Annotated in this window: 10 protein-coding genes; 4 read left to right on the top strand and 6 right to left on the bottom strand. The window is 57.4% G+C overall.

Translation table 11 applies throughout. The annotated features are described in order from the left end of the window. Nucleotides 1-97 precede the first annotated feature (97 nt). Complete coding sequence (locus DV706_RS00215) at nt 98-790, top strand: hypothetical protein (protein ID WP_136350750.1); 693 nt, start codon at nt 98-100, stop codon at nt 788-790. Between the two features lie 78 nt (nt 791-868). Here DV706_RS00215 and DV706_RS00210 read toward each other — a convergent pair whose 3' ends face one another. Further along, the gene (locus tag DV706_RS00210) at nt 869-1,129 is read right to left on the bottom strand and encodes a hypothetical protein (RefSeq protein ID WP_240756789.1); all 261 of its coding nucleotides are present in this window, start codon (nt 1,127-1,129) and stop codon (nt 869-871) included. 409 nt (nt 1,130-1,538) lie between these two features. Between DV706_RS00210 and DV706_RS00205 the strand changes: the two genes are divergently transcribed. Beyond that, nucleotides 1,539-2,315, top strand: a complete 777-nt coding sequence (locus DV706_RS00205) for a glycoside hydrolase family 18 protein (RefSeq protein ID WP_006067716.1) — start codon at nt 1,539-1,541, stop codon at nt 2,313-2,315. A gap of 362 nt (nt 2,316-2,677) precedes the next feature. Next, on the top strand, nt 2,678-4,540 hold the full coding sequence (locus DV706_RS00200) for a hypothetical protein (protein WP_006067715.1): 1,863 nt from the start codon (nt 2,678-2,680) through the stop codon (nt 4,538-4,540). Nucleotides 4,541-4,646: 106 nt separating this feature from the next. Here the strand turns inward: DV706_RS00200 and DV706_RS00195 are convergent, their stop codons facing one another. The 3 genes from DV706_RS00195 to DV706_RS00185 form a co-directional block, all read right to left on the bottom strand. Then, nucleotides 4,647-6,107: a flippase gene (locus tag DV706_RS00195; protein ID WP_006067714.1), complete on the bottom strand. Its 1,461-nt coding sequence runs from the start codon at nt 6,105-6,107 to the stop codon at nt 4,647-4,649. A 296-nt stretch (nt 6,108-6,403) separates the two neighbouring features. Then, on the bottom strand, nt 6,404-7,435 hold the full coding sequence (locus DV706_RS00190) for a glycosyltransferase family 2 protein (protein WP_006067713.1): 1,032 nt from the start codon (nt 7,433-7,435) through the stop codon (nt 6,404-6,406). A gap of 176 nt (nt 7,436-7,611) precedes the next feature. Continuing rightward, the gene (locus DV706_RS00185) at nt 7,612-9,657 is read right to left on the bottom strand and encodes a glycoside hydrolase family 18 protein (RefSeq protein ID WP_006067712.1); all 2,046 of its coding nucleotides are present in this window, start codon (nt 9,655-9,657) and stop codon (nt 7,612-7,614) included. Between the two features lie 332 nt (nt 9,658-9,989). On the opposite strand from DV706_RS00185, the gene DV706_RS00180 reads away from it, so the two are divergent. After that, complete coding sequence (locus tag DV706_RS00180) at nt 9,990-11,000, top strand: glycosyltransferase family 2 protein (RefSeq protein WP_006067711.1); 1,011 nt, start codon at nt 9,990-9,992, stop codon at nt 10,998-11,000. A 47-nt stretch (nt 11,001-11,047) separates the two neighbouring features. Here DV706_RS00180 and DV706_RS00175 read toward each other — a convergent pair whose 3' ends face one another. Together DV706_RS00175 and DV706_RS00170 are read right to left on the bottom strand one after the other, a co-directional pair. Next, nucleotides 11,048-11,725: a polysaccharide deacetylase family protein gene (locus DV706_RS00175; RefSeq protein WP_136350748.1), complete on the bottom strand. Its 678-nt coding sequence runs from the start codon at nt 11,723-11,725 to the stop codon at nt 11,048-11,050. A 190-nt stretch (nt 11,726-11,915) separates the two neighbouring features. Next, a complete protein-coding gene (locus DV706_RS00170; protein WP_161569782.1) occupies nt 11,916-12,881 on the bottom strand; it encodes a glycosyltransferase in 966 nt (321 codons plus the stop codon). Between the last annotated feature and the right edge of the window lie 150 nt (nt 12,882-13,031).

Raw genomic sequence — 13,031 nt, 5'->3', positions numbered from 1 at the left:
GCTACGGAACGGTGCCCCCGTCGACCCGGCCGAGAATATCCGCTCCAGTCGCAACGATAGTTTGCGCTTCCGCTCGTCCCGCCGTAACCGGGTCGCCTTGGGACTCGTTGCCGTCGGGACACTGGCTGGGGTCGGCGGCGTCGTCTTCTCGGACGCTCGCGAAGTGTTGCTTTCGCTGGCGGCGACAGGACTTTTCGGTGCCGTTCTCGCTATCGTTCTCAGTTCCGACCGAGTTCTCCCCGATACCGTCGCCGAGAACGTGTACGCATCTTCCGCGACCAACGGAGCGGCACTCGTCGACGCGCTCGAACTCTCCGACCGACGAATATACGTCCCGGCCAACGGCAAGGTGTTGCTCTCCGTCCCTGCGGAGGGTGATCAATCAGTTCCGACCGACCCCACCGTCCCGTGGTCGTCGGCCGAGACGGACACGACCGATCTGGTCTTCGAGCCGAGTGGATCAGGGCTGTATCGAGACGTCAATCGAACGCTTCCCGGTGACCTCGACCCAGAGGTCGAAACGACTGCCAAAGCACTCACCGACGGACTGGTAGACGTACTGGAGATCGCCGACGAAGCAGTCGCGGACGTCGTTCCCTCGGAGGGGAAGGCGACGGTCGGCGTGGCCGGAAGCGCGTTCGGCGACGTCGATCGGTTCGACCATCCGATCGCGTCCTATCTGGCCGTCGGGTTTGCGAGCCGACTCGGTCGCCCGGTGACCCTCGAGGTCCGTTCCGCCAGCGGTAGCGCGGACTGGGAGATTACCTGTTCGTGGGATTCAGTGGAGTGAACGGCCCTCGATCGAGTTGTATCGGGCCGCTACTGTGCGCCGGTCCGTCGTTTCGTGCCTGTGAGGCAGCGTAAGGAGTTACACCATCACGATCATCCGCCTTGCGATCACGACCGCGAGTCCGATCAGTCCAAGCACGAGAATCGATCTCGCCCGCATCCACCACTCAGGCCTCGCGATGCTCGGGCGAATGAGGTCGACGAGGAGCAGGAAACCGACCGTTGAGAGCACGAAGAACAGTTCGTACGAGAACGCGCCCAGAAAGGCAAGGCTCACGATGACACCGAGCATCCACACGAGTTGCCAGGAGAGTACCCGCATACGTCGCTGGGTTACCATGGTTCGTTCCACGCCGTGTGGGTAAGTAAAACTGGGGCCAGCCGACACGTCATCCGAGTTCGTCTGTGCCGACCGTAGACGGTCGCGCGCGTCACCCGCGCGAGAACGTGATGCGGGAACGGAACTCTCGAGCAGCACGGCTGCGCTGCATCACACCCGCACATCATCACCCTTTCTATGCCTGCACAAGCAACTAACGGAGCGGGTTCGAGTGTTAGATGTGGATCGACGGGCATTTCTCGCTTCTGGCAGCCTCGCACTCTCGACCGCTACCGCCGGTTGTGCTTCCAACTCGCATACGTCCAACGAATGGCCAGAGGCGTTCTTCGCACCGTATCATCACCTACCAAGCGTATCGAACGGGCAGCCGATAGAGTGGAGTCGATCGGCGGGCACGGACAGACTCAGTTTGGCGTTTATTCTCGCCGGACCGGACGGAAATCCCGCCTGGGACGGAGACCCCGACCACGTCGTCGGCGAGAGCCCGTTCGACGACGAGATTGTGGCGTTTCAGGACAACGGTGGGAAGCTGATAGTCTCCTTTGGGGGTGCGCTGGGCGACTACCTCGCGGAGGCCTTCGACGGTCCGGAGTCTCTCGCGGACGCCTTCGAACGGGTCGTTCGGGAATATGATGTTGACTATTTTGACATCAACGACGAGAAGGCCGACCAACCGGTCTTTGACCGACGCAACGAAGCGCTCGCGTTGTTGCAGAACCGCTATCCGGAGTTGAGGGTATCGTACACGCTGCGGGCCAACACTGACGGAATCTCCGACCTGCCGATACTCGACAGCGCGATTGATCACGGCGTTGAGATCGAAATAATCAACGTGATGACCATGAACTACGTGTACGTTGCTCCGAGGGCTGAACACTGTATCTCGACGCTCGAAGGGGCTCACGACCAGCTCGCCGAACGGTTCCCGGACAGATCGGAAGAAAGACTCTGGTCGTTAATCGGAGCCACGCCGATGATCGGTGAAAACAGCGCCGGCGGTGCGTTCTACCCAAATGACGCTCGGCAACTCCGGGAATTCGCCCAGGACCGCGGCGTTCGAATGCTCTCTTTCTGGACCGTCGAACGAGACAGCCCCGGGGAGGTTGGAGAGGTAAATCCAGAACACAGCGGTATTGAGCAGGACGATTTCGATTTCTCATCGATATTCTCCGAACATAATTCGTAACGCGCCTTCGATGCGTAGTTCGCGTAGGTGTAGCCGAGTGGATTCTTCGTAACGATCGATGCGACTATCGTCCGTTGGTTGGCGGCAAAGGCCGAGAACGATACCTCGAACAGAAGAAAGGGGCGGTTTCTACCGATCCGGCCACGGCACTATATAACGGTTGTTGACGTACGACTCGTGATCGCGTACCCCATGTCTCGAGAACGCCCCTCTAGGCTGTCGACAGAGGTACCGGGCGGCAGCGAGTTCGCTCGCCGAAAGCGTCGATCGACCGCCGGAGTGATCGGAGGCGACGGTCGAGTCCACCGTCGGATCGCACAGACTACTAATGGAAAGAATCGCGTGGTCACGCGTACGCACCTATGAACGCGGTCGTCGATCGGGATCGAATCTTCGATCTCACCGTCCGAATCTTCCTCGTCCTGCTTCCGATCGCTGGAGTTCTCGGAGTTGCCGTTCCCTTCCTCGTCGGGATGACGGATTTCAGCGTGCTCGGCATCTATCTCGCAGTTCCGATGATCCTCGCCCCATTCGTCGTTCGGTCGGTCTCGACCAACGCGAGGAATCGATCGGTTTCGTTCGACTCGCTCGACTGGCGCGTTCCGTCGATCCTGATTCACGCGTCGGTCGCGCTGATGATCTATCTGACGGCCTCGTTTGCGGTTCGACCGACGTGGTTCTTTGTGGTCTACGCCGTCGTCTACGCTCTTTTGTTCGTCCTCGTCCTCTCGGGTACGGGACCCGTCCACGTCGCCCTTTCGCTCTATCACCTCTGTCTGACCCTTCTAGTGTCGATCTTCAGTGTCACGCTCAACTACAACTACTTCATCGGACGAGAGGATCTCCCGCCACACCACGCGATGATCCAGTCGATATACGAAACGGGAACAATGCCCGAAGCGGCAGAGATATATGAACAGTTTGCCCTGTGGCATGTCTACGTCGGCTCGACCTCGTCGCTGTCCGGTCAGTGGCTCGACTCGTATACAGCGTTGATGTTGCTATCCGGGTCGATATTCGCCGCCGGAGTACCAATGGTGTACGCGCTCGCGATGCGCCTCGTGTCGAACGAACGGGTCGCGTTGCTATCCTGTTTGGTGTTAATCGCGATTCCGGAATACGTGTTCTACGGCATGTACTCTATCTCTCGCAGCGTCACCTCCGTTCTCTTCGTTGCCCTCCTCGTGACGCTCGTCGCCAGCGCCTCGCCGCGCATGCGACTTCTCCGTATCCTCTTTATTGGAGGAATCGTCGTCTACCATCCAGTCACGATTCCGTTTTTGGCCGTACTGTTGGGGATCCTCTACGGTGCCGAGCGGATGTGCTCCGGTCGACCGTACGTTGTCGACACCTTCACTGTCTCTATTATCGGCGTGGTCACCGCTGTCTACTGGTTTTACCGCGCGGAGTTCTTCTCGAGCTACTTTCTCACTCGGCTTGTGGAGATGGGGACCGAGCTCGTATACGGCGGTGCATCGGGAGAGGGTGCGCCGAGCGGAATATTTGAGGCGCCGTGGAGAGAGGTGGCCAACTACACGCCCTACTCGTTTCTCGTTTTGTTCGTCCTCGTGGGGTTCCTGTCCTGGTTCCTCCGCGATCGGGAGCGGTCCGGTGCGTTCGCGTCGTTCGCAGTTGCATCGGTAGTCATGATCCCGTTGCTTTACCCGTCGCCGGTACTGATCGTGGACGCGCTTGCGGGAGTCCATCTTACCGAAGGACGATTTGCCCACTACGGGTTCGTTTTTATTGCACTCACGGGAGGATACGGGCTGTACGCGCTGTTGAGTGTGGGTGGAAAGAGGGGGTTGCTCGTACTCATAGTGCTGCTGAGTTGTTTTTCTTTCGTTGCCGTCTCGAACGATTTCGTTTCCTCAGACAATCCCGTCGTCGACCGTCCATTCTACACCTACTATCTCACCGAACAGGAGGAACGGACCTTTGAACGGGTACTCGAAATTCACGAGGGGGCACTCGGCGCCGACCACATCACCTGTCACTACGCGGAGAACATACACGAGGCGGAGTGCAATGCATTTCCCGTAGAGAACGAGACTATCGTCCACGCGGAGTTCGACGGAGTGGTGATACGCGAGGACGAGTTCGAGAAGCGACCGGTGTACACGGCCGAAGACGATGCGTACGTTTCCGCTGAGAAGATGGCCTGGGACGAGTTGGCCGAACGCAACCGCGTCCACGATTCGGGGACGGTCTCGTACTACCGGTAGCGAACCCGAGATCGTACTCTCTTGGGATACGTTCCATGTTTTAGATCCCTCGTGAACCGGTGGGACCGTCCCAGATCAGTACGAGATGTCTTCGAGTCCCACACGGTCACTCTCGGACCTCTGCTGCCAGTTGTCCGTAGTCGAGTAGGGCGAGCGCGTGACAGCCCAGCAGCCAAATCCCCGTTCCCGCCCCGACGCCGACAAGTATGGCGATGTACCCACTGAACGTCTGAACGAGCACATAAACCACGAGCCCCATGACGAGCGTAATCACCAAAACCCGTGCGAGACACTGTCTCAGCGGAACGAGTTCGAACCCGAGCTCGACATGGACGAGGTATACGGTTATGAGAGAGTAGAGTCCGTGCGTGATAACGGTCGCGATGGCTGCCCCCTCGACCCCGATGACGGGTATCAGAAGCACGTTCAGCCCGAAGTTTCCGATCGACGTGACAAACTTAGCCACGGCCCGGGTACGCGCCCGTCCGAGGTAATCGAGCGTGTCGCTCGAGATATGTGCGAGTCCTTCGAAGAAGACGAACAGCGCGAGTATCTGAACGACCGGAATCGCTCCGGAATACTCTGCGCCGAAAACGTTCGGGATCGCGACTCCCGCGACGAGGACGATGCCGGTACAGGCAGGAATATAAAAAACGAGCACGTTTTTCAGACTCTCCTCGTAGATTTTGGAAGCTCGCTCCAGGTGGCCCGCGGCTTTTTCCGCGCCGTACGTCGGGGAGAGTGCGAAACCGATCGCGGCACCCGGAATGCCGACGAGTCGCGATAGTTCCTTCCCGATCATGTAGTAAGCCACGGCCAGCGGATTGAGGAAATAACCGACGAGAAGGATGTCCATCTGCCGATCGACGACTTCCGATAGGTTCGTAACCGAAAGGGGAACGTTGTACTTCAAAATTTGGTTCCGGATCTCGCTCGTCGGGAGGGACTCGTTGGCGACCCGATCTCGAACCGAGTTGACCGTATAGAACCCGACCAGCGTGACAATGCCGAACCCAACCGCGTAGCCGATCACCGCGGAGACGGCCGTCGGTCTATAGAGCACAAACGCGGCGACGAAAAGCCCCGTGAGTCCCGCTTCCGTCGCGTGGAGCTTGGCGCTGGTCGCAACCCGTTCGTACCCTTGCAGGATCGTCCGGTTGTACTCATGGAGGGAGTAGAATAGAACGTAGCCAGATCCAACAAAGACGACTGAAGGGAGGGCCGGTTCGTCAAGCAACGCCCCGATCCAATTGGAGGCGGCGGCCAGAGCGAGAGCGACCGTCGCCGCGGCAACGATTGCGATCCGTTTCGACTCTGAGACGACCGTGTTTGCCACTCCGGGGTTATCGTGTTTGTACTCGGCGACGTACCGTGCCGCAGAACGGGCGATCCCGAGTTCGCTGAACAGCCTTGAGACCATGAAGACCGACACCGCCAGCGCGAAAATTCCGTAGGAATCTGCACCCAGAACGCGAGTCAGAAATACCAGAATCAGCCCGCCGATCAGCGCGTGGAATACTCTCCCACCAAGCTCTGCGGAGATATGTTCAACGAGTTCGCTTCTCATTTAGTCACGTGAATGAGTACGTGGGCCGTCGAGTCTGTCCGTCGGGTCGCATTTTTCGGCACGGTGCGTTCGGTCGTCTCCGGCACTCGAAATATCGGATTCGTGCGTCATACACAGTCGAAAGCAGCTCTGATCGCGGTGACTCGGTTACACCGTTTACCGATAAAAACCCGGTGTCAGTAACGGCGGTAATCGCGGTGTTTCCGGCGCCGAATACGCGATTATGGCGACAGCCGTGTCCGGACCGATCGCGGTCGAACGGCAAATTCAAAGGGTATAGAATCTGCGACCGAAGTTCACGCAAGTGTCTCGTGCGTTCCGGTTATGGACTCGAAAACCTGACTGAGGGTGCCTAGGAGAAATCCCAGCGAACTCCCGAGAGCAGCCGTCCACTCTCTTCTCAGAGCGTATCTGAGGAACGTTCGAAAGGTGGCCCCGATCATCGCCCACGCGAACAGCGGTGCGTGTTTCCGCTCACCGAGCGATTCGAACGCGCGAACGCGGTTTCGACCCTCGCGTGCATTTGATTCGAAAACGTCCCTCTCGTGGTTGGTTTCAGGGTGCTTGAGGGGGAGTTTCGGATCGATGAGCGAGTGGTATCCCGCCTTCTTCAGTTGCCAGCCGACCATCAGGTCCTCCCCCGGCTCACGGCCGGCCGTCCACTGCGGGAACCGCACGTCCGTCACGACGTCCCGTTTGTAGCTCATATTGCTCCCGCCGATCCAGTCGCCCTTCATCACCGTGATCGGCGCCTCTCCCGTCTGATACGATCGAACAGAAAAACCTGCATTGTTGATCTTCCACAGAGAGGTTCCCTGATAAAAAAGTCGATCAAACGCCTTCGAAAGCGCATCGACGGTGTCTTCTCCTCGTTCGTCAGTTCGAGGACCGAACAGCAACCCTCCGATTCCAGCAAGAGTCGGCGAATCATGCAACGAATAGAGAGCATGTAGTCTGTCGAGATACGATGGCGCAAGGACCGTATCGTCGTCCAGAAAGACGACGACACTGCTCGCCGCGAGCGTCATTCCCGTGTTTCGAGCGGTGCCCGATCCGGGTACACAACCGCGTTTGGAACCCGTGATCGTCAGATCGGCCGTCTCCGGAAGTATTGACCGAAACCGTTCAACGAGCTCCGAAGAGAGTTCTCCGTCGTTTACGATGATTACCTCTTCCGGCGGTCGTGATTGGTCGCCAATCGACGAGATACACCGCTCGAGATCGCGTTGTCTGTTCCGAGTCGGAACGACTACTGAAAATTCGATCGAATCAAGCGTCTGTTCCGTATCCCGCTTATCGACCGGAAATTCCCTCTCGGCAGTGATCATACCGTCGTTTGTTCGATTGAGTGTATAATGTTGTGTACACGCTCGGCGAACGGTCGGTCATAATGATACGTATTATCGAAACATCACACTATCGAACCGGTATCAGTTCCGAAAGGCAAGGTATCCGGACGAACTGACCGGCGTCGGAAAGCGACCGTCAAACCGGGCCTCTCTCCTTACCTCTGGAGACGAACGTCCGTTCGAGTCGACGCGGACTCTCCGTCGGATGTTGTCACTTCGAGAGAGACCTCGTATTCGCCGTGTTCGTGACGCTTCCGTAGACGGTCGGAACTGCAGGCACCCGACCCGCTGACGCTGACCGTTTTCGAGTCGACGACGCTCCTGTCGTCCGGATCGATGAGTCGGAGAGAAACCGTCTCGAGGTTGCTATTGGCGTCGGAAACCGCCCACCTTACGCGCACTCTGGCCCACTGTGGGTTACTCCAGTTGCGTAGACGGAATCGATTGATCCGAGGAGCCGACGTAGCACTATCTTCGTCGTCGGGTTCGTCTTCAGGTTCGTCGTCAGGTTCGTCGTCGGGTTCGTCGTCAGGTTCGTCTTCAGGTTCGTCGTCGGGTTCGTCGTCGGGTTCGTCGTCGGGTTCGTCGTCGGGTTCGTCGTCGGGCTTATCACCCGTCGCCGTCGAGAATGTGATCGTCGATCCGAAGTCCGGTGACTCGGTCCCGGACTCGTTCCATAGCTCTGGTCGAACCTCGTACTCCGTTCCCGCCTGCATAGTCTCGAGCGAGAGTTCATACTCCCCCTCACTCGTCACTTCAAACCCGCCCGCTGACGACTCCGGCCAGCTGTCCGCGCCGACCGGCGCGTACGCCGCCCAGAGGTAAGCGCTGTCGACGTCGCCCATCGACTCGATCGTGACGTGCAGCGTGGCTGTCGATGTCGAGATGTCGGAGACGCCGTCCGTGACCAGCGATATCTCGTCATCGACTTCCCGGTCCTCGCCGTTTGACGGATCACTAATAGAGTGATCGTCCGTTCCCGTGCTGGCGGCCCGTAGTAGTTCATGATTCGAAGTATCCCCGCCGATCTGCCAGAACATCAATCCGTGAAGTTCCCGGTCCGCGACGTACTGGCACTTCCGCTTGACGCTCTCGGGAGTCTCGTGGGAAACGAATGTCTCCTGACTCGCCGAATACGAGAAGGGGGCCTCCGCGGTGGAGTCCCAGAACGTCTCGAACTCCGAACTATCGAGATACCGTTCGGCGATCGTGGAGTACTGTTCGCTGCCGCCCCAGGTCGACCAGGGCTGGCCGAGACCGTTCGTACCGCCGTCGAGAACGCCTTCGAAGACGACGCCGAATGAGGGAACACCGAGGTTAATTTTCTCTGTTGGGATTCCTTCTTCGATCCACGCCTGCAACGCGGCGTGAGAAGACGGTGGGTAATCATGAACCCCGTCATCTATCTCCGAAAAAAGCGGGGCGTCGTGTTCGGTAGCGCTGGACCAGCTCCCGGCGTAGTTGTAGTTCATAACCGCCACGAAATCGAGCAGTTCGCCGAGGCGCTGCGTATCGTGTTCGCGAGCTCGCCACGGCTGTGGCGACAACGATGCCGAGAGCCAGTAGTACTTTCCATCCTCGCTACCGGCTTCATCCAACCGTTCACGGAACAGTTCAATCAGCGCCGTGAAGTTCCGCCGCTTCTCGGCGTTTTCGGCGTCGGAAGCGCTGATATCGAGTGGGAACTCCCAGTCAATGTCGACGCCGTCGAGGTCGTATGTCCGGAGATAATCGAGGGTCGTCTCGACGAAATGCTCCCGGCGAGTGGCAGTACTCACTGCATCCGCGAAGTTCTGCGAACCGCCGGCACCTCCGAGCATCACGAGCACGTTCGATCCGTCTCGATCGACCTGACGGAACTCCTCGAGAACGGAGGACTCGATCGACGGATACGTGAACTCTACGGTCCCGTCAGGCTGCGGGGTGAAATCGGAGATACTGACGAAATCAAGCAGTTCAAACGGAACGTCCGACGGGCGGTAATCGTCCCACCATCCCCACGACGGGTACCAGCCGTTGACGTGGTACCCGTTCGAGGAGGACTCACTACCGGTATTCGCACTCGCTGTTCCCGCCGTCAATCCTGCTGCGACGAACGCCGTTCCCGTCGCTTTCAAATACGATCGCCGGTTAATCGTACTCTCGGTTCGGTGATAATTCTTGTCCGCGTCATCTTCCCGCTCCGTCGGGTCGCGTACCATGCATCCATTGTCAGTCGCTCCAGAAAGCTATAGAGTTTTGTTAATATATCCATTCTTTATATAATTTTTCAGCATTTCTCCTGGGTGTGTGGTTAATTACTAGTTGTTAAAACAGCAGTATGAGCGATTAAAACACGAACTTCTCGATCAGTTATAAAATCGGATTATATCTTGGTACGCCAAAATACACCAGAGTTTGATTATTCTAAGCAAAGACTGGTGAGATCTTAGCTGGATCAAGTCACTAATTCGATCTTGGCCGTCGTTCCCAGTATTCTGCCCGGTGACGGTTTATTAGCCTCGGCGTGATACGGGCCCTATACTTCGTGACTATGGACGACCCTGCCCTCAGCGTCGTGATGCCGACGTACAATGCCGCCGAGTACCTACGATCGGCGATCGATAGTATACTCGCCCAGACGTTCTCGGACTTCGAACTGGTGATCGTCAACGACGGTTCGACTGATGGAACGCATTCGATAATTGAATCGTACGACGACGATCGAATCCAGACGGTTCGATTGGAGACCAATTCCGGAATCCCGACCGCTCGTAACCGAGGAATCGAAAAGGCACGTGGAGAGTACGTCGCTTGTCACGATTCAGACGATCGATCGCACCGAACGCGATTCGAACGACAGGCTCGGTACTTAGATGCCAACAAAGGGGTCGCTGCCGTCGGTACCGGTGCGTTGCTCGTCGACGAGAGCGGCGATCGGATCGCTCGTCGGCGGGTCGCGGCGGATCCGTCGCTCTCCGATCTCGTCGACGTGAATCACTTCGTTCACGGTTCGATGATCGTTCGACGATCCGCACTTGAGGAGGTCGGGTACTACCACGAGTGGTTCGAACTGGCGGAAGATTATGAGCTCGTTTTACGGCTCGCGGATAGATACGACGTTCGGAACATCGACGAACCGCTCTACGAACAGCAGATCCGAACAGACAGCGCTTACGGTTCTTCGCTCGAAAAGATATGGCTGTACGACCTATTGGCGGTAAAGAAATTAAAGAAACCCGAAGATTGGTTGGAACTGAAACGGATCGTCGATCGGGACGGAGTTCGGGCCGCGAGACAGTACCTCTCCCGGGAAGAACTGACGGACTATCATCGCAAGGTGGCCAGAGAGCGGCTCAGATACGGCTACCCGAAAGAAGCGCAGGATCACGTGCGGCAGGCGGTCAGTTTCTCGAAACCGAGTCCGATGCTCTGTGTGTTGTACTCGCTGTCGTTTTTTCCTCCGACGATAACCAAGCGGACCGCAAAAGCGTATCGTCGATACTTCCTGAATCCGCGGCTTCGATTGGCCAACGCTCGAGTGGCCGCGAGAGCTGCCGGGTAGTACCGATCGACGACCCGACGAACCCGATGTGCTAATTCTCGAGTGCCTCAGTCGAAGAGTGTGTTCGCCATCCTCGCGACGTACGCGCTGCAATCGGTCAGTGCCCAGTCGAGTTCGTACGGTTCGCTAGCGCCGTTTATCCGCGGAAGACGGTGTGGGTTGGATGTCTCATCAACGTGTACCTCATTTTCGATAGACGCCGCAAGATCATGGGTAGATCGGACAATTTCTACGGCCTCTCGAGAATGATCGCCGTAGGGGTAACAGAATCGAGTCACGTCAATCCCCAGTGATTCCTCGAGTTCCTCCTTCGACCCCGCGATCTCCGATACTAACTTGTCGCCGGTGAGTTCGGACAGCCGTGGGTGTGATTTCGAGTGATTTCCGATCGTCACAAGTTTGTCGTCGGCGAGTTCCGCGAGCTGTTTCTCGGTCATGTACTCGTGATCGTAGTGCTCGTCGTGAGTGAACTGATCATCGAGAAGAGCGTTCGAAACGACGAATACCGTCGCAGGGGCGTCGTACTCATGAAGGACCGGCCGAACGTTCTCGTAAAAGTCGGTTGTTCCATCGTCGAACGTCAGCGCGATCCTAGGCCGAGCCGTCGTTTCGGTCACGTCAGTCAGGTCAACGATGTCGTATTCCGCCTCGAGCCGTTTGATTTGATTTCGAAACCGGGCGAGCGAGATATCGTCGTGGTATCCACCGCTGACGGAATGATACATCAGGATCCGGTTCCCGGAGTCGGGGAACGGCAATGTCGACGAGAAACCAAGGTACTCATCGACAAGCGCCAACGCGGACCAAATTCGATGCGTCGGTATCAATGTCGTTCCTCTGATTCGTTGCGAATCGATCGTACGTTCTCAGGAAACATTAATAAACGAACCATATCGTTCCGTCGGTACGTCAGAACTAGCCGCCACTGAACTGGTTGACAGGACGCTGGAGTTGGTTTCTCCCGAAATAAAACCCGTATACGAGCGCCCGGACGCTAAGCAACGCAGGTAAGGCGGCCCATCCGGTGTCGCCCCTTGCCATTCCACGGACGAATCCCTTGGCCCCGAGCCCGAACTGTTCGTACAGTAACCTGGTCATCGGGAAATCCATGAAGCCCTCGCCGGTCGCGAACGACTTGGCCCCTTCTCGTTGTGCCCTTGCGAATTCCGAGAGCGTCTTCATCGTATCGTGGTAGATGGGATCGTCCAAGTAAACTACCTGGTACCCGCTGTCCCGGAACTTCCGCGCCCAGTCGATGTCTTCCCCCCAGTGAACTGATCGGTCGATACCGCCGACCTCCTCGAACACGTCGCGCCGAAACAGGGCGTTACCGAGACCCAACAGCCCGACCTCGTTGCGTATACGGTCCTCGAGAATTAAGTTGAAGTGGCGAGCGTACGCCTTCGAGATCGGGGAGGAACTCGGCGGCGGTACCAAGACCGGCCACACGGTGCTCACCTGCTCATCGTAATTAAAGTACTTGACTGCTCGACGGAGCCATCCACTGGCCGGAAGATAAATATCGGAGTCGAATAGAGCGACGAGTTCTCCGCTCGAGCGTTCCAGTCCGGTCTGTCTCGCGCTCCCTAGCGGCCCCGTATCGATCACGACTTCATCGGCGAATCGTTGAGCGATCGCCGTCGTCTGGTCATTCGAACCGCCGTCTATGACGACGATTTCGACATCGGAGTACTCCTGCTTGGTTATCGACTGAAGACACCGTTCGATTGTCTCTTCGCTGTTGTACGTCGGAATACACACCGAGACAGCCGGCAACTCGTCCGGATTCACGACATCAGCGGTTAGCGATTCCGGAGTGGGATCGACTACGACGTACGGATCGGTCGCCTCTCGCATCGTTTCGTTCGTTTTCGCATCCATAGCGGCTATGTCCAAGACGGGCGACATAGTACCGCAGCATCGTCTGTAGCGGGAATACTCTGTTGAGTCTCCGCTTCGATGACGAAGTAGTATGTTACTCACGGATGAAATCTCCTATAACTACTAAATGTGGTGTTGTGTATCGACACC

This window comes from Natronorubrum bangense, assembly GCF_004799645.1.
Classification (GTDB): Archaea; Halobacteriota; Halobacteria; order Halobacteriales; family Natrialbaceae; genus Natronorubrum; species Natronorubrum bangense.
This window is presented reverse-complemented; position numbering and strand designations above follow the sequence as displayed.

Excerpts from the sequence above, each read along its gene's own strand:
- DV706_RS00210 (WP_240756789.1), bottom strand. The coding sequence starts at position 1,129 with ATGGTAACCCAGCGACGTATGCGGGTACTCTCCTGGCAACTCGTGTGG.
- DV706_RS00190 (WP_006067713.1), bottom strand. The coding sequence starts at position 7,435 with ATGATCACTGCCGAGAGGGAATTTCCGGTCGATAAGCGGGATACGGAA.
- DV706_RS00185 (WP_006067712.1), bottom strand. The coding sequence starts at position 9,657 with ATGGTACGCGACCCGACGGAGCGGGAAGATGACGCGGACAAGAATTAT.
- DV706_RS00180 (WP_006067711.1), top strand. The coding sequence starts at position 9,990 with ATGGACGACCCTGCCCTCAGCGTCGTGATGCCGACGTACAATGCCGCC.
- DV706_RS00170 (WP_161569782.1), bottom strand. The coding sequence starts at position 12,881 with ATGGATGCGAAAACGAACGAAACGATGCGAGAGGCGACCGATCCGTAC.
- DV706_RS00200 (WP_006067715.1), top strand. The coding sequence starts at position 2,678 with ATGAACGCGGTCGTCGATCGGGATCGAATCTTCGATCTCACCGTCCGA.
- DV706_RS00195 (WP_006067714.1), bottom strand. The coding sequence starts at position 6,107 with ATGAGAAGCGAACTCGTTGAACATATCTCCGCAGAGCTTGGTGGGAGA.
- DV706_RS00175 (WP_136350748.1), bottom strand. The coding sequence starts at position 11,725 with ATGTATCATTCCGTCAGCGGTGGATACCACGACGATATCTCGCTCGCC.